We start from the raw sequence: 19531 nt of genomic DNA, 5'->3' as shown, positions 1-19531 counted from the left end.
GCTTAGTCGATTAACCGACGACTTCGCCAGTGCTTATTTTGGTTTCGTCCAATGGCTCGATTTTGACATTAAAATAAGCATAAGTGGCACTCACAAATGGACATACCAAGTTAAAGAAGGCGTATGGCAAGTAGGTAATGGTTGCCACGCCTAAGGTGCTGGCCATAAACGCACCACAGGTGTTCCATGGCACTAGCGGGCTGGTGACGGTTGCCGAGTCTTCAAGCGAACGGCTTAAATTCACCGCAGCCAATTTACGGCGAGTGTATTCTACTTTTAGCATTCGCCCTGGCAGAACAATAGCAATGTATTGGTCGGCGGTAATAATATTCGCGCCAATACACACGCCGATAGTGGTAATGATTAAGCTGGTGGTGCCAGTGACTACGGTGAGAATACTTTCTAAAATACGACTTAGCAGGCCAGTCACTTCCATTACGCCGCCAAATGCCATGGCGCATAAAATTAACCACACTGTGGTCACCATGCTGCTCATGCCGCCACGGCTTAATAAACTGTCTAATACTGCATCGCCCGTGTTAGCGACATAACCGTCAAACATGGCAATCCATAAGCCTTTAACTAACGCCACGATCGGCACTAAGGTATCGTCGTGGACAAAAGCGATAACGTTATCAAACTGAAATAGTGCCGCGCATGCCGCCCCGGCCAACGTGCCTAATATGACCGTAGGAAATGCAGGCATTCTGCGGTTAGCCAAATACAGCACCACTAATAATGGGATGAGTAAATGCAGCCCGGGGCTGTAGGTTTTGTCTAATAGCGCTAGCGTGTCAGTCAGTTGGTTTTCAATTGGTGTGGCGTCTGCAGTTAAGCCTAAAAAGGTAAAGCCAATCAGGGCAATAATAATGCTTGGCACTGTGGTCCAGGTCATGTGGCGAATATGACTAAAAATATCGGTGCCAGCAACTGCAGGGGCAAGATTTGTGGTGTCAGACATGGGCGACATTTTGTCGCCAAAATAGGCGCCACTGATGATAGCACCAGCAGTAATGTTCACATCTAACCCCATTGCTGACGAAATACCCACTAATGCGATACCGAGCGTACCGGCAACAGTCCACGAGCTGCCAATACTTAACGCCACTACCGCGCACAATAAACAACATGCGGTGTAAAAGTAATCGGGATTAAGAATTTGCATGCCATAGTAAATCATTGTTGGCACAGTGCCGGCTAAAATCCAGGTACCAATGAGCGAGCCCACGCTAAACAAAATTAATAATGCGCCAGTGGCAACACCAATGCTTTTAACAATTCCGCGTTCCATTTGGTTCCAGCTGTAGCCATTTTTAAAGCCAATGACCATCGCAATACACGCCGCTAATACTAATGCAATTTGGTTGGCGCCCGATGAGCTGTCTGATGAAAACAGATATACCGCAGCACCAAGCATAATAATGAGTGCAAAAACGGGGATCAGTGCATCGAGTAGTGTGGGTTGCTTATGGTTGGAAGGCGACGGTTTTGAAGACGCGACTTGAGACATACGATTTCCTTTATAATTATTATTTTGACCAATATCTCATTCGTGTGAGTTGGCTATTGCTATTTTAATAACTTGGTAACGAATTTGTAACAGGCCTCATCCTGACATAAAAATACCTGATAAGTCGAATATTGTTATCGCATGAAAGTGATTTGAATATACCTTGCTAAGTGTTGTTGCTAGGTGCTCTGCTTGGTTAGTTACCGAGTCTGGTTAGTTATGCGGTTATTGGTTTTAAATGCGCATAAATAACCGTGGTGGGACCAGTGTGATTTGATGGTTAATTGCAGCGTTTTTCAACAGGGTTAGCGTCTTTGTATTGACTGGCTATATAGTTTTATGGCATGGGGCAGGCGATTAACTTTTGCAGCTTTAGCATGTGCGTTGTAGGCTTTTGCTCGCAGCCTATCGTTTTCCCTCACAGAAACGGCCTTTACTTATGATATAACCTCTTATCATGGGAAGCGACTAGCCCTATTTATCAGTTTTATTTATTGTCTCACTCACCCAAATATACTCAACATCGCTACCTTTCACTTGCCAGAAGGATTGGTAATGCACTTTTCCTGTCAGTGGTATCCATGTTTGTTGGGCATGTTGAAATGTCATTGTATAAGCAATTTTTATCGGTCGAATTCCACGGCCAAACACGTTACAGGAGAATGTGTTTGGGCTAATAACGTTAATGAGTTGACGCTTAATGTCTGATTGTGGATAAAGTATGGGTGGTAATGTCGAAAGATCCAATTGTGTATTGGTAGAAAATATCGCATCAACTCTGCCTGCGTCTAATGATGAAAGCGCCTCAGATTGAAGCGAAGAAAGACCATCGGCATAGGCTGTTTGAATACCCGCAGAAGACATGAAAATATAACCCCAACAGTGTTTTTTCATAGTGTTACCTGAGTGTAATATTTTTATTAAACATATCTCTTTAACACTGCCAAGGCCATAGAAATAAACAATCCCTGCGACGTTACCGTTGCAGGGATTGTTGTTAAACTTGACAACTAACCTATGGCTTACGCTTTAGCTTGTTCACGAGCAATGGCGCGATAAGCAATATCGGTACGGAAGTACACGTCATCCCAATGAATGGCATCTACTAATGCATAAGCAGCTTGTTGGGCTTCAGTTACCGTGTTGCCTAATGCGGTAGCACACAGAACGCGGCCGCCATTTGTCACAACGTGGCCGTCTTTCATCTCGGTGCCAGCATGAAACACTTTACCGTTAACATCACCAAGGGTTAAGCCGTCAATCACATCACCTTTGTTGTAGGCATCTGGATAACCGCCTGCGGCCATCACCACACCTACCGCTGCACGAGAGTCAAATTCTGCGTTGACTTTATCTAATTCACCACGAGTTGCAGCAAGACAAAGCTTAACAATGTCAGACTGTAAACGCATCATAATGGGCTGCGTTTCTGGGTCGCCAAAGCGACAGTTGTATTCAAGTACTTTAGCGCTGCCATCTGGTGCAATCATTAAACCTGCGTACAAAAAGCCGGTGTAAACGTTGCCTTCAGCAGCCATACCATCAACGGTTGGGCGGATAACATTGGCTATCGTCCAGTCGTGTACCGTTTGCGTTACAACCGGCGCAGGAGAGTATGCACCCATACCGCCAGTGTTAGGGCCGTAATCGCCATTGTCGCGGGCTTTATGGTCTTGACTGGTGGCCATGGCAAGAATGTTTTTGCCGTCAACCATTACGATAAAGCTGGCTTCTTCGCCTTTTAAAAACTCTTCAATAACCACGCGAGAACCCGCATCGCCAAATTTATTACCGGCAAGCATGTCATCAATAGCGGCATCGGCCTGGGCTTGATCGGCAGCGATAATCACGCCTTTACCGGCAGCTAATCCATCGGCTTTAATCACGACAGGGAAACCTGTTTTAGCTGTTAACTCAGCAATATAAGCTTTAGCCGGTGCAATCTCAGTGAAGTTTGAGTAGTCAGCCGTTGGAATATTGTGGCGTGCTAAAAAGTCTTTAGTGAAAGCTTTTGACGATTCAAGCTGTGCTGCGCCTTTTGTTGGGCCAAAAATAGGTAAACCAGCAGCATTAAAAGCATCAACAACGCCTAATGATAATGGCACTTCAGGGCCGACGATTGTTATCTCAATCTTGTTGTCTTGAGCAAACTTAACTAAATCAGCGATAGCTTCAACTTGAATGGCCACGTTTTGTAATTTTGGCTCTAAAGAGGTTCCTGCATTACCTGGTGCAACAAACACTTTTGTGACTTCTGCCGACTGAGCTGCTTTCCAAGCTAATGCATGTTCACGACCGCCGCCACCAATGATAAGTACCTGCATTTTTAATCACCCTTTTCATAAATTAAATAATATGATTCTTTAAACGAAAAAAGCAGCCAAAGAAGGCTGCTTGTCTCAAGTGGAATTTAGTGGCGGAAGTGACGCATGCCAGTAAATACCATGGCCATACCGTGCTCGTCTGCGGCGGCAATGATTTCTTCATCGCGAATAGAGCCACCTGGCTGGATGATACAGCTAATACCCGCAGCCGCGGCAGCGTCGATACCGTCGCGAAATGGGAAGAAAGCGTCAGACGCCATCACTGAGTTTTCAACCACTAGGCCTTCATCAGCCGCTTTAATGCCTGCAATTTTAGCGGAGTAAACGCGACTCATTTGGCCTGCACCGACACCGATTGTCATGCCATCTTTGGCGTACACAATAGCGTTAGATTTAACAAACTTAGCTACTTTCCAGCAGAACATTAGGTCTTTTAATTCATCTGCCGTTGGCTGGCGCTTAGACACGACTTTAACGTCGTCTAGGTTTACCATGCCCTGGTCGCGGTCTTGTACTAACAAACCACCATTAACGCGTTTGTAATCAAGCGTTGTGGTTTTGCTCGCCCACTCACCACACTCAAGTAAACGCACGTTGGCTTTAGCAGCCACAATATCGCGTGCTTTTTGGCTAACCGTTGGTGCGATGATGACTTCAACAAATTGACGGTCAACAATGGCTTGGGCCGTTTGTGCATCTAACTCCTGATTAAAGGCAATAATACCGCCAAAAGCTGATGTTGGGTCGGTTTTAAAGGCGCGGTCATAGGCTTCTAATAAGTTAGCGCCTAATGCTACACCGCAAGGGTTAGCGTGTTTAACGATAACGCAGGCTGGGCCTTCAAACTCTTTTACGCACTCAAGAGCCGCATCAGTGTCAGCGATATTGTTGTAAGACAGAGCTTTGCCTTGTAACTGAATCGCGCTGGCAACTGAGGCTTCATCAATTTGGGTATCAACATAAAACGCGGCTTTTTGATGACTGTTTTCACCGTAGCGTAAATCTTGCTTTTTAATGAATTGCGAATTAAACGTACGTGGGAACGTTGAATCGTCGTGGCACTCATCGTTGCTGTGTGCTGGCACCATAGTACCGAAATAATTAGCGATCATTCCGTCGTAAGCCGCGGTATGCTCAAAGGCTGCAATGGCAAGGTCAAAGCGAGTTGCTAGCGTAGTGCTGCCATTGTTGGCTTGCATCTCAGCAATCACGCGACCGTAGTCTTTTGCGTTAACCACAATGGTGGTGTCTTTGTGGTTTTTGGCGGTTGAGCGCACCATGGTTGGGCCGCCAATGTCGATATTCTCAACCGCATCGGCCAAGGTGCAACCTGGTTTTGCCACAGTTTCAGCAAATGGGTATAAGTTAACAGCCACTAAATCGATAGGGTTAATGGCGTTTTGCTCCATTACCACTTCGTCAATGCCGCGACGGGCTAAAATGCCGCCATGAATTTTAGGATGCAGGGTTTTAACACGACCATCCATAATTTCTGGGTGACCTGTGTAGTCAGAAACTTCAATTACCGGGATATTATTGTCTGCAAGTAGCTTTGCAGTACCGCCCGTTGATAAGAGTTCAACACCTTGTGCATGCAGCGCTTGTGCAAACTCAAGGATTCCAGTTTTATCTGATACGCTTAATAGCGCGCGACGAATTGGTCTGACATTATTCATGTAGGTACAGGGTCCACTAGTTTGATTTTAAGGATCTTTCGTAAAACAGAATTGCCTCAAGTCTGCTTTACCAAAGTCCCTCATGATGTTGCGATAACACCACTAGATGACTGTCTTAATGATCAGGCGGGCGTATTTTATCGTAAAGCGCATGTATTGGGTGTTTTTTCTGCGTGATTTCACAATATTGAAATAAGAACAAAGATAGTCAAAATAATCGCCAAACAACCCTTGACCTTAGATTAAACTCCAAGGTTTATACTTAGGTAACATTCAAGCAATGATAATGAGTAAACGCATGTATCGAATAGGCGAACTCTCTGCTTTATACGACATTAAAGCCGACACATTACGATTTTACGAAAAACATGGTTTGTTATCACCGTCAAGTCGTTCAGACTCGGGCTATCGTTTGTACAATCAAGATGACTCAGAACGGCTCAAGTTTATTTTACGCGCTAAAGCGGTGGGCTTTTCACTGAATGATATTGCTGATTTATTATCGATTGAAGTGGATAAGTCTAACCGTGCCTGTGCTGATGTTAAGGCGTTAGTTGACACTAAGCTAGAGCAGGTTGAAGCCAAATTGGCGGAGTTACAACACTTTGCAACGTCGTTAAAAAGTTTATCTAACACCTGTTGTGGTGGCCCTGATAGCGCTGAACATTGCTCAATACTTGAGGCGTTAGAATCATCCGACAAACATATTATTGCTAAACAAGAACATCATCATTTTTCTCATTTAGGTCATAAGGACTAACTATGTTATTGACCAATTTTATTCACTTATTTTTAGAGTCTGCGCCTTGGTTGTTATTAGGCTTGGTGCTCGCAGGGTTGTTAAAAGTGTTTGTGCCTATGGCCTGGATGCATAAACAGCTCGGCGGTCACGGAGTGAAAACCGTATTTAAAGCAGCGTTGTTAGGTGCGCCTTTGCCATTATGTTCGTGTGGGGTAATCCCCGCTGCGGTTGGTTTACGCCGTGCAGGGGCTTCAAAAGCGGCAACCACGTCATTTTTAGTGTCAACGCCTGAAACCGGTGTCGATTCGATAACCGTATCTTATGTGTTACTGGGCCCGTTTATGGCCATAGTTCGTCCTATTGCAGCTATTACTAGCGCTATTGTGGCTGGGCTATTGGTGGGCCGCGATGACGATGATGGAGTACCTGTAGCTGCGAAGCCTCAATCAGAAAACACTACGACTACTAACGTTGAGACGTCCTGTTGTGCAAGTAAAAAGGCCGATACTGTGCAGCACGCTGGGGTGAAAATGACCGCAGTTAAAGCCGAATCTGTATTAAGCCCTATGGCTTCAGCTAAGGTGTTGAGTGCTGAACAAGCGCCAAAGCAAAGCAGTTGCTGCGCAAGTAAAACGGATGCTCCATCTCAGTCTGCATCATCTGAGTCATGTTGTAGCACTAATGCAGCAGAGCCTAAAAAACCAGACGCAGTTAAATCCAGTTGTTGCAGTAGCCCAGCTGAGCCAAAAGTTGCGGCGCTAAGCAGTTGTTGTGCGTCCAAGTCAGCGCCAGCAAACCAAGGTGAAGCGGCCAACACTGCAGAGACTAGCTGCTGCACGTCAACTCAAGATATGGCCACAGAGCTTAAGCAAAACAGTGTAATGAGCAGAGTGTTCTCTGGTTTACATTATGCTGCAACGGATTTAGTTAAAGACACCACCTTGTGGTTGTTAGTCGGACTATTTTTTGCTGCCCTAGTGCAAACTTACGTACCAAGCGACTTTTTAGTGAAGTGGGGTGACGGCATTTTAGCCATGCTAGTGATGGTGCTCGTGTCTATCCCTATGTATATCTGTGCTACGGCTTCAACGCCGATTGCGGCAGGTTTACTGTTAGCGGGTGTGTCTCCTGGTGCGGTATTAGTATTTATGATGGCAGGCCCAGCAACGAATATCGCCACACTGGGTGTTGTGACTAAAGAGTTAGGCAAGCGTGCGCTTTATGGATATTTAGGCGGTGTTATCGGTGTGGCGTTAGCTTTTGGCGTGTTGGTGAATTATTTGGTCGACACTTTTGGCTTTAAAGTGATGCCACAAATTGGTGAAGAGCACGCCTTATTACCACAAGGTGTGGTAGCTGTGTCAGGTATTGTGTTGGCTATCTTAATGGCGAAAGTGTTGTGGGATATGATCCCAAAAGGCAATAAAGAGAAGAGTTGTTGCTCTTAATGATGGTTGCAGCCTCCCATAGCTTGTTTGCTATGGGGTATGAGTTTTGAAAACCAGTGTTCACAAAAACACTGGTTTTTTTGTGCTCAATTTTTTGTTTTTAATTATTGTTAACTGAGCAAGCTAGCACGTCAGAATATGATAAGCAGTGCATTACGCATACAAAATCTGTTATTTATTTGAAATTAATGAAATACGCAAACCTTAAAAATATCTTAATTTTTTATGTAATATTTACATCTTGTGACGCCCTTCAGTTTTTTAACAATTACCGCATATCTCTGCACTTTTTTTGCACAATTATTGTGATATCTCTCTCCTTGTTTTTATTGGGTTTCATCTACTATCTCAATTGCAATATACCTATAAAGTGATAAGTCGTTTAAGCGACTCTGGAGTAATGATGAAAACAATAAAAATGTGCAAAATAGCACTGTTAATAGCACTTTCCATGGGCGTAATAGCCTGTGGCAGTGATGGTAAAGACGGCGCTGATGGCGTAGATGGGCAAGATGGCGCGGCAGGTTTACCTGGTGCAGACGCAACAGCTCCTACTGTGAGTGTTTCAACGGCAACCAATATTGAATTTATTAATCATATTGTTGCAGACGGTGTGGTCACTGTTGAGTTTAATGTTACCGATGAATCTGGTTATGCCATTACAGGCTTAACAGATGCATCAGTTTACCTTGCAGCCAAAACCGAAAATGGAATGCAACGTAGCCGTGACGGAAGTGTGGGCGGTAATGCTACTGTGGGTGGTACATCGCCAACAGAAGGTGCCTCGCTAACCTTGCTCGATAATGGTAATTACCAGTTAGTTGCGCCAATGGCAGGGGTGCAAGCCGATACAGAAGCATTAATTCGTTTGCAAGTTGGCGGTGGTGATATTGCTAAATCACCGTATGTGCTAATTGCGAAACCTGAAATGATGCATACCTCAACAACTGAAACTTGCTATGCCTGCCACGTTGATTATGCAGAATCAGATCTTAAACATGCTGGCTATGTTGCGTTAAATACTGACGGCGAAGTGGATTTTGTTGGTGGTTGTATGGTGTGTCATAACAACGTACCGCGTGATGTTGATGCAGACGGTACCTCATTAAGCACTGGTGGTTATGCTAAAAACACCATGCAAATGCTTGGACACATTAATCACCAAAATTTTGAAAAAGATTTTGAGCCTGCTAACTGTTATACCTGTCATGCCGAGCCTGTAATGAACACCAGCCTTGCTGGTAACGGTTGTGCTGATTGTCATAACACGTCTAGCAGTTCTAGTTATGCTCAAGTCATTAGCAACAGTAACAGCAGTGAGTTTGATGCGAGAGAGTTCCACTTAAATAAGAGTGGCTTAGAAACCTTGCAAGCGATGCGCGTGAGTTACACCGCTGAAACTACAGCCCCGCAGAAAAATGATGCAGGCATTTGGTGTACCACAATGTCACTATTTGACATTAGCACTGGCACCAAGACTCAAGTGAATATTGGTGAGCTATACAACAAAGACGGTGACACCACAGGTGCAACCAATGTGATTGGTAAGCCAATTGTTTATGCCGGTGCCTATTTGCATGGCTATTACAATGAATCAATTGTTGGTCGTTTTGCTGGTCATGGTAGCAATGAAATCAAAACCGATAACGCTGATGGTTCAAGAACTCACTGTTTCCCAACACCATCAAGTGGCTTTGATCAAGCAAGTATTATGGCATCTGCCCGTATCTCGTTAAGTTACACAGGTTGGGTACAAAATGATGGTGAAACGTCAATGTCATTTACAGCCTATTCAGATGCGGTTGATCAAACAACAGGCGAGATTGTTAAATATGAACGCCGTTTAGCAGTGACTAACGATAGTTGTACTACATGTCATAATAGCGAAACCAACTATCACAAAAATGGTGCATACAACAATGGTGGTGTTGATTGCGTCGCTTGCCATAACAATGGACAAGATCGTAGTGCTGCAAACTCAGCCCCTGGTTTTGGCCCAATGGTACACAGTATGCACTGGGGAATTGGTAACTCGTTATCTGGCGCGAAAACAGATGCTGATGGCAATAACATTGCTAATTCTGCTACAGCGTTAAATGCCATTAACTGTGTGTCTTGTCATGCTGATGGTATTGATTTGAATGCAATACCGAATCAATACATTCGAGCTAAAGCATTTAATAATGGCGACCAAACTAAGATGGCTAGCCCGATAACTGCAAACTGTTTTGCTTGTCATAATGGCGACCAAGCATTGAACCACATGGAGTTAAACGGTGGTGAAATTAGCGCAGAAAAAGGCCTAGGTAATGATGGCACTTGGTTTACTCAACCAACAGGTGAGTCATGTGCTACTTGTCACGCAGAAGGTCGTTCATTTGGTATTGAGAAATACCACAAGTTTGAACGTTAATCATAATACCGAGTTAGCTTATTGAGCTAACATGATCGGATAATAAAAAACGGGGATCAATTGATCCCCGTTTCTATTTCGTTACTGCTTATTTATCTACGTTGCATGATTGATTAAAGATGGCATTCAGTTTTTCAGCTAAGCGGATGCCTGCTTGTTGGAGTCTTTTTTCAACAATAGGTTTATTAATAAACACATAGTTGTAACGTAAGTCGTCTTCACCTTGATAATTCTGTTCCAGAACATAGGCTTTTTTACGTAAAGACTTAGATTCTTGTGCCCAATCATAATAACTCTGCCCTGACCATTGTTGACGTTCAACATGACTAATACGATTTAAAAAGTGACTGTATTCGGTGTAGCTTAATTGCTGTTGCTCGATAATTTTGCTGTCCCAAACAGTATGCAGGTTACTGTCGTGGCCAAACCATTTAAGTTTAACAGTATTGCCACCTTTGTCGTGATGATGACCAACGTGCAAAGGCTGATGGATGTCGCCAACAAAATGAACATAAAAGGCCAGCGCTTGCCATTTGTCTTGTTGGCTGGCTTGAGGGTTTTTTAATACATTTTCAAATCGCTGTAATCCTTCAATGATGTCTCCATCAGGATTGCGCTTTACGCTTGTCCAGGTTTCGTCATCTGCAATAGAAACATAGTGCCATGGCGCGGCGTGGTCCCAGTTTTTGTCTGAGCGAATTTCATCAGCCCATGTAGACATTTGTGCCAGGCTTTCACCATTTGTTAGTTGATCAATCTGTTGCTTCGCGTTATCGCTTAAGTGTTGCTGAGCCAAGTCACCAACAATACGATGCCCTAATTGGCCAAAGGCAAATGCAGAAGAACTTAGGCTTAGTGAGAGTATTAACCCACTTATTATCATGGCGCTTTGATTAACAAATACTGATTTTTTCATGTGTGTTGCCCAATTTTCAATATGGTACTTGGCTGTAATGAACCCCTGTTTTTGCGCGAATATACAGCATTTTTATGACAAATTTATGTAACCAATCGGTGGGTTAGTTGTTGTTTTTTTGTATAAATTTTGCCATTAAAATGCAACATAATCTCCCTAGAATCCCCCCTGCAGTTTTTGCTGCATTTAATAACAAGGCCCAGCGGATTGGGTTAAACATTAAAATATAATAAGTTTTCAGGGGTTTGAAATGTTACTAAGTCATAAAATGAGTCGCCTTGCGCTAGCGACGTGTTTTGCAATGGGGGTCGCACTACCCGCATCGGCAGCTGATACTGCATCTGATATTCGTGGTCAAATTACCGGGCCAGCAGGAAATGCTGTCTCAGACGCAAAAGTGACCATTATTCACCAACCGACCGGTACAGTTACCGAAGTGCCCGTAACTGCTAATGGTCAGTTTTCTGCGCGCGGTTTGCGTGTTGGTGGTCCTTACATTATTAAAGTTGATTCTGACCAGTTTGCTGACACCGTTGAAGAAGATGTTTACTTGCAACTGGGCGAGACATTCCGCTTTAATCGTACTCTACAAGATGCAAGCGCAATGGAGCGTATTGGTGTTGTGGGCAGTGCAGGATATTACCGAACAGCGGGCAGTAATAGTGACTTTGGCGAGCAAGACATTGCCAATGCGCCAGGTATTAGTCGTGATTTAAAAGATGTACTACGTCAAAACCCAATGGCAGTCGTGGGTACTGATGGCGTTTCTATGAGCGTGGCGGGTATGAACCCACGTTTCAATACTTTTGTGGTTGATGGTATATCTCAAAACGATGATTTTGGTCTTAACTCAAATGGTTACCCAACACAGCGTTCGCCTATTTCTATCGATGCGGTAGAAAGTGTCGCGTTAAATGTGTCGCCATACACGGCAAGAAACGGTGGTTTTACCGGTGCACAAATTAATGCTGTGACTAAGTCGGGTACTAACGATTTATCTGGTTCAGTTTTTTGGGAAACCACCAACGATAGCTTGGCCGGTGACGGTAAAAATCAAGACACGGGTGATAAAATTGAGCAAGATTTTGAAGAAACCACGTTTGGCGGTACTGTTGGCTTCCCGCTAATAGAAGATAAGTTATTTTTCTTTGGCTCTTACGAGAACTTCGATGCGCCTCAGTCTGCAGAATGGGGGCCAAATGGTGCAGGTTATGCCAATGATTCAGACGTTACTGCAGATGAATTAGCATTAATTGAGCAAATTGCGCAGACAGTTTATGGCCTTGATAGTATTGGTGGTTACACTACGACGCCACAAGAAAAGGATGAAAAAATCTTAGCCAAGCTGGATTGGAACATTAACGACCAGCATCGCGCCAGTTTCACTTACCAGTCAACGGTAGGTAACTTAACCAATAACATGAGCTCAAGTGCATCGTCTTTAAAGTTATCAAGTACTTGGTACGATAAAGAAGAAATATTAGAAACCTACGCTGCTAACTTATATAGCGATTGGACTGATGATTTTAGCACTGAGATTAAACTGGCTTATAAAGATACCACTTCAAAATCAAAAACCATTGATGATTTAGGCATTGGTATGGTGTCGGTACAAACCTATGACCGTGCCAGCGATTATGTGATTTTTGGTACCGATAAGTCTCGTCAAGCCAATGAGTTAAACAACCAGAATCTTGAACTGCGTTTTGTGGGCGATTACTACTTAGGCGATCATGAAATCGGTTTTGGTACCCAGTATAACAATGTTGAAGTATTTAACTTATTTGCTCAAAACGTAATGGGTAACTGGTCATTTAATACCATTGAAGATTTTGAAAATGGCGACGTAGACCAGTTCTTTTATGCTAATGCGATGTCGGGTAATCCTGACGATGTGGGTGCCTCTTTTAATATGGACACCTTGGCATTATTTGTTGAAGATGCCTGGGCGATCACCCCTGATCTAACCCTAACTTACGGCATGCGTTATGAAACCATTAGCATGTCTGATTCTCCTGCACTGAACCAAAATTTTGTTGAGCGTTATGGTTTTGCTAATAACGAAACCCTAGATGGCCAAGATATTTGGTTACCGCGTGTAGGCGTTAATTATAAACTTACCGAAGACGTCAGCTTACACGGTGGTGTAGGGCGTTATACTGGTGGTTCACCCACAGTGTGGATTTCTAACAGTTTCTCAAACGATGGTAACAGCTTATTAAGCTATAACGATGGCTGGGACGCAGCATGGGGCACCCCTGATTTTGCTAATGTACCATCACAAGCACAAGATGGTTTAGTGGGTGGCGATGGCAATGTGAACGCGATAGATCCTAACTTTAAACTGCCGTCAGATTGGCGCGCAAGTATTGGGTTTGATAGCACCTGGGATTTTGGTGCGCTAGGTGATGACTGGTTTGTTGGCGCTGAGTTTTTGTATGTTAAAAAAGAAAATGACCTCGCCTGGGTTGATTTAGCTCGTCGTCAAGTAACCACAGATGACACTGGCCGTGTCGTGTATGAAACATGGGACCCTCTTGCTAATAATGGCGCGGGTGGAAACACTGATCGTTACGACATTATGTTAACCAATGCAGACAAAGATGGTTCAAGTAAAACCTTCAGTTTATCGTTAGCGAAAAATTGGGATATGGGCTTAAGCATGCGTGCAGGTTATGCTTATAACTCAGTGGAAGAAGGCAACCAAGGCTCGTCTTCTACCGCGACCTCAAACTATCAATATACTCCAGTGCAATATGACCGTAATGGCACAACCATGGGCACTGGCTATTATGAAACACCTCACCGTTTTACCTTTAGTTTAGGCTATGACGTAGAGTTTGTTGCAGGATATAACTCTAGCTTTAACTTATTCTACGAAGCGCGTGAAGGCAATCCGATGACATGGGTGTTGGGCTCTTATAGAGACGGAAACTTAGGCGACCAAGCCAGTTTTGCCAATGCGTCATATTACCTGCCATATATTCCAACTGGAGCTGATGATGCCAACGTTGAGTATGCAGATGGGTTAACTTATGAAGCACTTAAAGCTGCTCTTGACGACATTGGTTTGAGCCAATATGCCGGCGGTATTGCACCAAAAGGCACTGATAACCAACCTTGGGTGCATCAGCTTGATTTTCGCTTTACTCAAGAGCTTCCTGGCTTTAGTGATGAGCACAAAGGTATCTTATATTTTGATATCAAAAACGTACTTAATTTAGTCAATGATGATTGGGGCGTGGTTGAATATCAAAGCTATGGTACATCAACGTTAGTTGATCATGCTTATAATGCTACCACTGGAGTTTATACTTACTCAGTGCCGTACGGTCAAGATGGTATCGAAACAGATAACCAAAATACCTATGACATTAACAAATCAGCTTGGCAGCTAAAAGTTGGTGTTAAGTATCAGTTCTAACTAAATGATAAGCATAAAAATACCGAGTCAATGACTCGGTATTTTTTTCTCACTGCGCTGAGATTATTTGCCTTTGATGACTGAAGTGCTAGGCGCTTTTTTCGCTTGTTTCACTGCTCGCTTTTCTTTTAACGTTAATTGCGGCTGTTTCTTTGATTCTTTTGAATTATTACGTTCTTTGCTCATGTTATTTACTCCGTGTATGCACTGGGCTTGGTTCACTCTGTAAAAATGTTAAACAATTATTTGAATCACAATATCAATCAAAAATCATACGAATATAGCGTTGTAATAAGCATCCTGTCTTAACTGGGTTAAATCGATACTAGCACCAAGTTGAACAAAAATATCTAGCGTTAATATAGATTTTTTAGTGCTAAACCTAGATTGCAAAAGCATAATGATATTGCAACTCAGTGCCTCTTTTGAAAGAATCACCTCAATACATTTTCGCTCAATGCCACATAGATAAACTCACTAAATACTTAATATTTACACAGCATGTTAGCAGCCTATTTTGTTGTGTTGTTTATCTATTACGGTTGTTCTGGGTTACTGATTGAAAATGGTCGAAAAAGGTAGTTCAGATCAATCTACTTCAGTCATGTTAGTATTATTTGAGTCAGTACAACAAATTAAGGTGATAAATGTCGTTAACATGGCTAGATGTTGGCTTTAATGAGTTCACGTTAGAGCAGCTTTATAATGTATTACAACTGCGGGTTGATGTGTTTGTGGTTGAGCAAAATTGCCCTTATTCTGAACTAGATGGTAAAGATAAAAACATACATACAAGGCATTTACTCGGTGTTGATGAGCAGCAAAATGTTGTGGCATATTGCCGTATACTTGCTCCCAATGTTAGTTACCCACAAGCAAGCATTGGTCGAGTTGCAATTGCTAAAACTGTTCGAGGTCAGGGGCTTGCGTATCAGTTAATGCAGCACGCCATAGCCATTGCCAACAAACACTGGCCAGATGATCATATTCAAATTGGCGCCCAGGACTATTTACGTCATTTTTATCAACAACTCGGGTTTGTGGTTAATTCTGAAGTATATTTAGAAGATGGCATACCGCATCTGGATATGTTGCTTAACTATTCATAATTTAAGGAAGATAGATGTCTGATTATTCGATCAATACTCAACAAGTTGTTTGTGTTGCGCAGTTTGTCGCTAAAGCCGGTAAACGTGACGCGTTAGTGGCTGCGCTGGCCAGTTTAATACCCGACACCCGCCGAGAGTTGGGCTGTATTCGCTATGAGTTAAATGTGAGTCTAGATGATGACAATAAAGTCGCATTTGTGGAAAAATTTGTTGATCGCGAAGCATTTGATAATCATTGTGCCAAAGATGCGATACAGCATTACTTTCACAATGTGATGCCAGAGCTTGTTGAATCACATCATGTAGAAGTGTTTAACCAAGTCATTGCATAAGGGTTTGAGTATTTGTGTTGATTGCTTTTATCTGCACTTAAATAATACCATTTCCATTAATTATGTGACCAATCAGAGTCGCTCAGACTGTTCAGTTTGAGGCGCATTGTTGAAATAATGGTTATTCCCTTCTAAGGCAATGCAACAAAGAAATGGACTGTCTGAGCGTCTCCTGCAAGGCGGGTTTCTGTGCCTTCTATGCTGCTTAATAGTATTTTGACGTAGAGCAACTATGCCTACAATCCTATTACTTGCCTAGAAGGCACAGAATTCCCGCTGAATGACCAGATAATTAGTGGAATTGGTATAAAATGCCAGTCTGTGTAGACTGGCATTTTTGATCATGTTAAGTGCCAGTATTGACTGGCATTAAACGATTAGAAGTCGTAACGTGCACCAACAGTGAATACGTTATCATCTTCTAAATCAATTTTTGCACCATTTACAGTGTGGTCACCTTCATACATTGCATAGTGGCCATAAACTAATGTTGATTTTGAAATGCGATAGTCAGCACCCACTGTAATATTGGTTACGTTAATATCAGTACCTGTGTCACTTGAAATGTTTGAATAGTACTTACCAAAACCTGCGTCATCTTGACCGTATTCAGCTTTTAAGTTTACGCCGTTTAAGTCATAAGATACGTTTACAAAGAAAGAATCACCTTCTTTATCAGTTGTTTGGCTTTCGGTGTTTTGATACAAGCCACCGACTTTGAAGTCACCTAATTTAACTTGAGCAACACCACGGTAAGCGTCAATACCACCAATAGTGTTATATGCTGCTGCTAGGTAGTAGTTGTGAGCTTTAAGGCCTTTGTCACCTAATGTGGCGCTTAATGCATATTGGTCTTCATCAGAACCTTCGTAGTTATCATCCATTAAATACGTTGCATTTAATGTTAATAAACCGCCAATCGTTGGAGAGTGGTACCAAATACCATCTGCTTTACGATCTTGACCACCAATTAAACGGTCGATATCGGCGTTGAAGTTACCGAATAAGTCGATACCACCTTCAGATTGTTTAAATACAGTATCGTTACGACCTACAAGCACCGTACCTGCATTGCTTTTTAGACCAAGGAAAGTGTTACGTGCTTTGAATGCATCATCACCTTGAGTCGTGTTTTCTACCTGGAATTCCATTTGGTAAAGAAGCTCAACACCGTCGCTGATTTTCTCACTACCTTTTACACCTAGGTTAGAAAAGTTGTTTTCTAATACAGTTCCTTCCTTACCATTTTGCGTCGTTGAGCCTTCATCAGAGCTGGTTACTGATAAATCTAAACGACCATAGAAACTTGGGCCTTCAGCAAGTGTAGCAAAAGAAACTAGTGTAAGTACTGAGGCTACTGATGCAGAGATTAAGGTCTTTTTCATCTTTCATGCTCCCTAGAACGTTATGTTCTATATTCCATTTTTCATGGTTGTAGTTAGTGAAGTCGTTGCAGATACTATTCTGTAACAATCTGGTGCAGAGTTTTGCAGATTTTAGCACCACCATAGTGTGGGCTAGATCAAATAAACTGGTCCTACTTGATAATTTGTGCAGAAATCTGTGACAACGGCGGAAATTTATCAATTAATGCCACATATTTGTGCGTATATACCTCTTTTGGGATGTTCCTATTTCTTTTGAGATAGGCTAGCGCACAACAACAAAAGGCGATAATGGCTTAGTTTAGCGCATGTTAATTTAATTGTTGAACATATTAAGGCGTTGGATCACTAGACCTTAGTCTATGACGCACAATATTTGAACACATCAGGATTCGGTAAACATAATTAACATCATAAAATAGAGCATAGACGTCAGCAGGTCGTTTTTATTCAACAAACGTTTAGCTTTGAAGCTAAATCGGCTAGAATCGCCCTCGAAAATAAGCGGTTAATTGAGGCGTAATCAATGTTGTCTGAATCTTATACTCATCGTTTTGCTGGTGTGGGGCGTTTATATGGCCAAGCCGCGCTGACGACTTTCTCACAAGCACATGTTGTGGTTGTCGGGATTGGCGGGGTAGGCACCTGGGTTGCAGAAGCATTAGCACGTAGTGGTATAGGCCAAATTACCCTAATCGATTTAGATGATATTTGTGTGACAAACACTAACCGTCAAATTCATGCGCTCACCTCTACCATTGGCCAGTCAAAAGTCGAGGTGATGGCTAAACGGATCCTTGAAATTAACCCTGAATGCATTGTCAATGAAGTCGAAGACTTTGTAACCTTAGATAACTTAAGTCAATATTTTGTCCCTGTATCGCAAGGGGGCACGATTGATTATGTGGTTGACTGTATTGATGCTGTTAAGCAAAAAGCAGGTTTAATCGCTTGGTGTAAACGCAATAAAATTCCGCTGGTGACGATCGGTGGTGCGGGGGGGCAAACTGATCCGACGTTAATTCAGGTGACCGACTTGGCTAAAACCGTCCAAGATCCTTTACTGGCTAAAGTGCGCAATATACTGCGTAAAGAATACAATTTTAGTAAAAATGTTCAACGTCGCTTTGCTGTGGATGCGGTGTTTTCAAGCCAGCATTTGGTTTACCCGCAAGCCGATGGCAGTGTGTGTAATACAAAGGCCACGGCCGAAGGCAGTATGCGTATGGATTGTGCATCTGGCTTTGGCGCCATTACCATGGTAACTGGTACTTTTGCGTTTGTTGCTGTGAGCCGCGTATTAACTAAGTTAGCGGCTAAATAACCTTGTAAGAACTACTTTTGTAATCGCTTTTATGAAGTAACGCACTTGGTTATTTGACATAGGTTTAGCGTTATCAGCTAAGCTCATCGTCTTCATTAACAGTAGGGAAAACGTCGATGATTGCATGGGCATTGTTAACTTTTTCCACTCTATTTCAATTTAGTCTTTGTTTTAATTTGTAAATCTTCAAAGATAACCTTTATGTTTTATTGGCATTATTTTTGCTTTATGTTTTATTGGCATTATTTTTGCTTTAAGTTGATTAGGTTCAAAAATCTGACACTGCGAGTAGGCTATGATGAAAATGAATATAGGTACGATGAATTTACTGAACGGCAAACGTGTTATCGTGAGTGTAATGGCATGGGGCGTTGTAACCTGTGCGGCTTTGCTATTTGCCCCGAAGGATGTGTTAGCTAGTCTGGCGTTGGCTCATCTTGTCAATGATTATGGTCAGTTTATTGGCCTAGGGTTAATTATTGGTGTTGCTTATTTTCTCAGTCAGTTATTTGCTTTTGTGGTCGATGAAGCAATCATTCAGTTACGAAAAAAACGAACCGTAGAAACCATTGAAGCAAAAGTAAAGTTGCTTGATCCCGCTGAAAGGGCGTTATTGCGCGAGTTTTTTTTGCAAGGTCAAACTATTTTGACACTGCCACAAAATGAGCTTGCTGTAAAAAACCTAGTCGATACTAATATTTTAGAAATGTTGGGAAACGAGCGTCACTATGCAATACAGGGACCAACGGCAGACTACAAAATTTCAATGCAGGCGCGAATTTATCTGAACCGCGATGTGCTACGTTTGCCAGCTGGAGAGCCCAGTGCTGAAGAGATGAGCTATCTTATAAAAACTAGACCTCATTTTATTAATGGACTTGTTCAGAGCAGAAAGCACGCAGCATAACGTTGCAGCATATCCTAAAAG

Annotated in this window: 15 protein-coding genes; 8 read left to right on the top strand and 7 right to left on the bottom strand. The window is 42.7% G+C overall.

Going from position 1 to position 19531, the window contains the following annotated elements; all coding sequences use genetic code 11:
• Positions 1–10: 10 nt before the first annotated feature.
• The 4 genes from nhaC to purH form a co-directional block, all read right to left on the bottom strand.
• Positions 11–1510, bottom strand: coding sequence for a Na+/H+ antiporter NhaC (nhaC, locus tag K8B83_RS20880; RefSeq protein ID WP_188741100.1), 1500 nt, complete (start codon positions 1508–1510; stop codon positions 11–13).
• A 474-nt stretch (positions 1511–1984) separates the two neighbouring features.
• Complete coding sequence (locus K8B83_RS20875; RefSeq protein ID WP_188741099.1) at positions 1985–2404, bottom strand: hypothetical protein; 420 nt, start codon at positions 2402–2404, stop codon at positions 1985–1987.
• A 128-nt stretch (positions 2405–2532) separates the two neighbouring features.
• On the bottom strand, positions 2533–3834 hold the full coding sequence (gene purD / locus K8B83_RS20870; protein ID WP_188741098.1) for a phosphoribosylamine--glycine ligase: 1302 nt from the start codon (positions 3832–3834) through the stop codon (positions 2533–2535).
• 86 nt (positions 3835–3920) lie between these two features.
• The gene (gene purH, locus K8B83_RS20865) at positions 3921–5510 is read right to left on the bottom strand and encodes a bifunctional phosphoribosylaminoimidazolecarboxamide formyltransferase/IMP cyclohydrolase (RefSeq protein ID WP_188741097.1); all 1590 of its coding nucleotides are present in this window, start codon (positions 5508–5510) and stop codon (positions 3921–3923) included.
• 298 nt (positions 5511–5808) lie between these two features.
• Between purH and zntR the strand changes: the two genes are divergently transcribed.
• The 3 genes from zntR to K8B83_RS20850 all read left to right on the top strand — a co-directional run bounded on the left by zntR (position 5809) and on the right by K8B83_RS20850 (position 10113).
• The gene (gene zntR, locus K8B83_RS20860; RefSeq protein WP_188741106.1) at positions 5809–6270 is read left to right on the top strand and encodes a Zn(2+)-responsive transcriptional regulator; all 462 of its coding nucleotides are present in this window, start codon (positions 5809–5811) and stop codon (positions 6268–6270) included.
• A 2-nt stretch (positions 6271–6272) separates the two neighbouring features.
• On the top strand, positions 6273–7700 hold the full coding sequence (locus K8B83_RS20855) for an SO_0444 family Cu/Zn efflux transporter (RefSeq protein WP_188741096.1): 1428 nt from the start codon (positions 6273–6275) through the stop codon (positions 7698–7700).
• 400 nt (positions 7701–8100) lie between these two features.
• Positions 8101–10113 (top strand): multiheme c-type cytochrome, encoded by a 2013-nt coding sequence (locus K8B83_RS20850; RefSeq protein WP_223418784.1) that lies wholly within the window; start codon positions 8101–8103, stop codon positions 10111–10113.
• Between the two features lie 88 nt (positions 10114–10201).
• On the opposite strand, the gene K8B83_RS20845 is transcribed toward K8B83_RS20850, so the two are convergent.
• Positions 10202–11029, bottom strand: coding sequence for a S1/P1 nuclease (locus tag K8B83_RS20845; protein WP_188741231.1), 828 nt, complete (start codon positions 11027–11029; stop codon positions 10202–10204).
• 250 nt (positions 11030–11279) lie between these two features.
• On the opposite strand from K8B83_RS20845, the gene K8B83_RS20840 reads away from it, so the two are divergent.
• Positions 11280–14453, top strand: coding sequence for a TonB-dependent receptor (locus K8B83_RS20840; RefSeq protein WP_188741230.1), 3174 nt, complete (start codon positions 11280–11282; stop codon positions 14451–14453).
• Between the two features lie 63 nt (positions 14454–14516).
• Here K8B83_RS20840 and K8B83_RS21670 read toward each other — a convergent pair whose 3' ends face one another.
• Positions 14517–14639 carry a hypothetical protein gene (locus K8B83_RS21670; RefSeq protein WP_263283564.1) on the bottom strand — a complete coding sequence of 41 codons (123 nt, stop codon included), beginning with the start codon at positions 14637–14639 and terminating at the stop codon, positions 14517–14519.
• A gap of 461 nt (positions 14640–15100) precedes the next feature.
• On the opposite strand from K8B83_RS21670, the gene K8B83_RS20835 reads away from it, so the two are divergent.
• Positions 15101–15562: a GNAT family N-acetyltransferase gene (locus tag K8B83_RS20835; RefSeq protein ID WP_188741229.1), complete on the top strand. Its 462-nt coding sequence runs from the start codon at positions 15101–15103 to the stop codon at positions 15560–15562.
• A gap of 14 nt (positions 15563–15576) precedes the next feature.
• Positions 15577–15894, top strand: coding sequence for a putative quinol monooxygenase (locus tag K8B83_RS20830; RefSeq protein WP_188741228.1), 318 nt, complete (start codon positions 15577–15579; stop codon positions 15892–15894).
• A 377-nt stretch (positions 15895–16271) separates the two neighbouring features.
• On the opposite strand, the gene K8B83_RS20825 is transcribed toward K8B83_RS20830, so the two are convergent.
• Complete coding sequence (locus K8B83_RS20825; RefSeq protein ID WP_188738392.1) at positions 16272–17279, bottom strand: porin; 1008 nt, start codon at positions 17277–17279, stop codon at positions 16272–16274.
• 526 nt (positions 17280–17805) lie between these two features.
• Between K8B83_RS20825 and tcdA the strand changes: the two genes are divergently transcribed.
• Together tcdA and K8B83_RS20815 are read left to right on the top strand one after the other, a co-directional pair.
• Positions 17806–18603, top strand: a complete 798-nt coding sequence (gene tcdA / locus K8B83_RS20820; protein ID WP_373284889.1) for a tRNA cyclic N6-threonylcarbamoyladenosine(37) synthase TcdA — start codon at positions 17806–17808, stop codon at positions 18601–18603.
• Positions 18604–18898: 295 nt separating this feature from the next.
• Complete coding sequence (locus K8B83_RS20815; RefSeq protein ID WP_188738390.1) at positions 18899–19510, top strand: superinfection exclusion B family protein; 612 nt, start codon at positions 18899–18901, stop codon at positions 19508–19510.
• Positions 19511–19531 lie beyond the last annotated feature (21 nt).

The organism is Shewanella inventionis (genome assembly GCF_019931735.1).
GTDB classification, from domain to species: Bacteria; Pseudomonadota; Gammaproteobacteria; order Enterobacterales; family Shewanellaceae; genus Shewanella; species Shewanella inventionis.
Note: the sequence above shows the minus strand (reverse complement) of the source record. Positions and strands in the feature narration are given on the sequence as shown.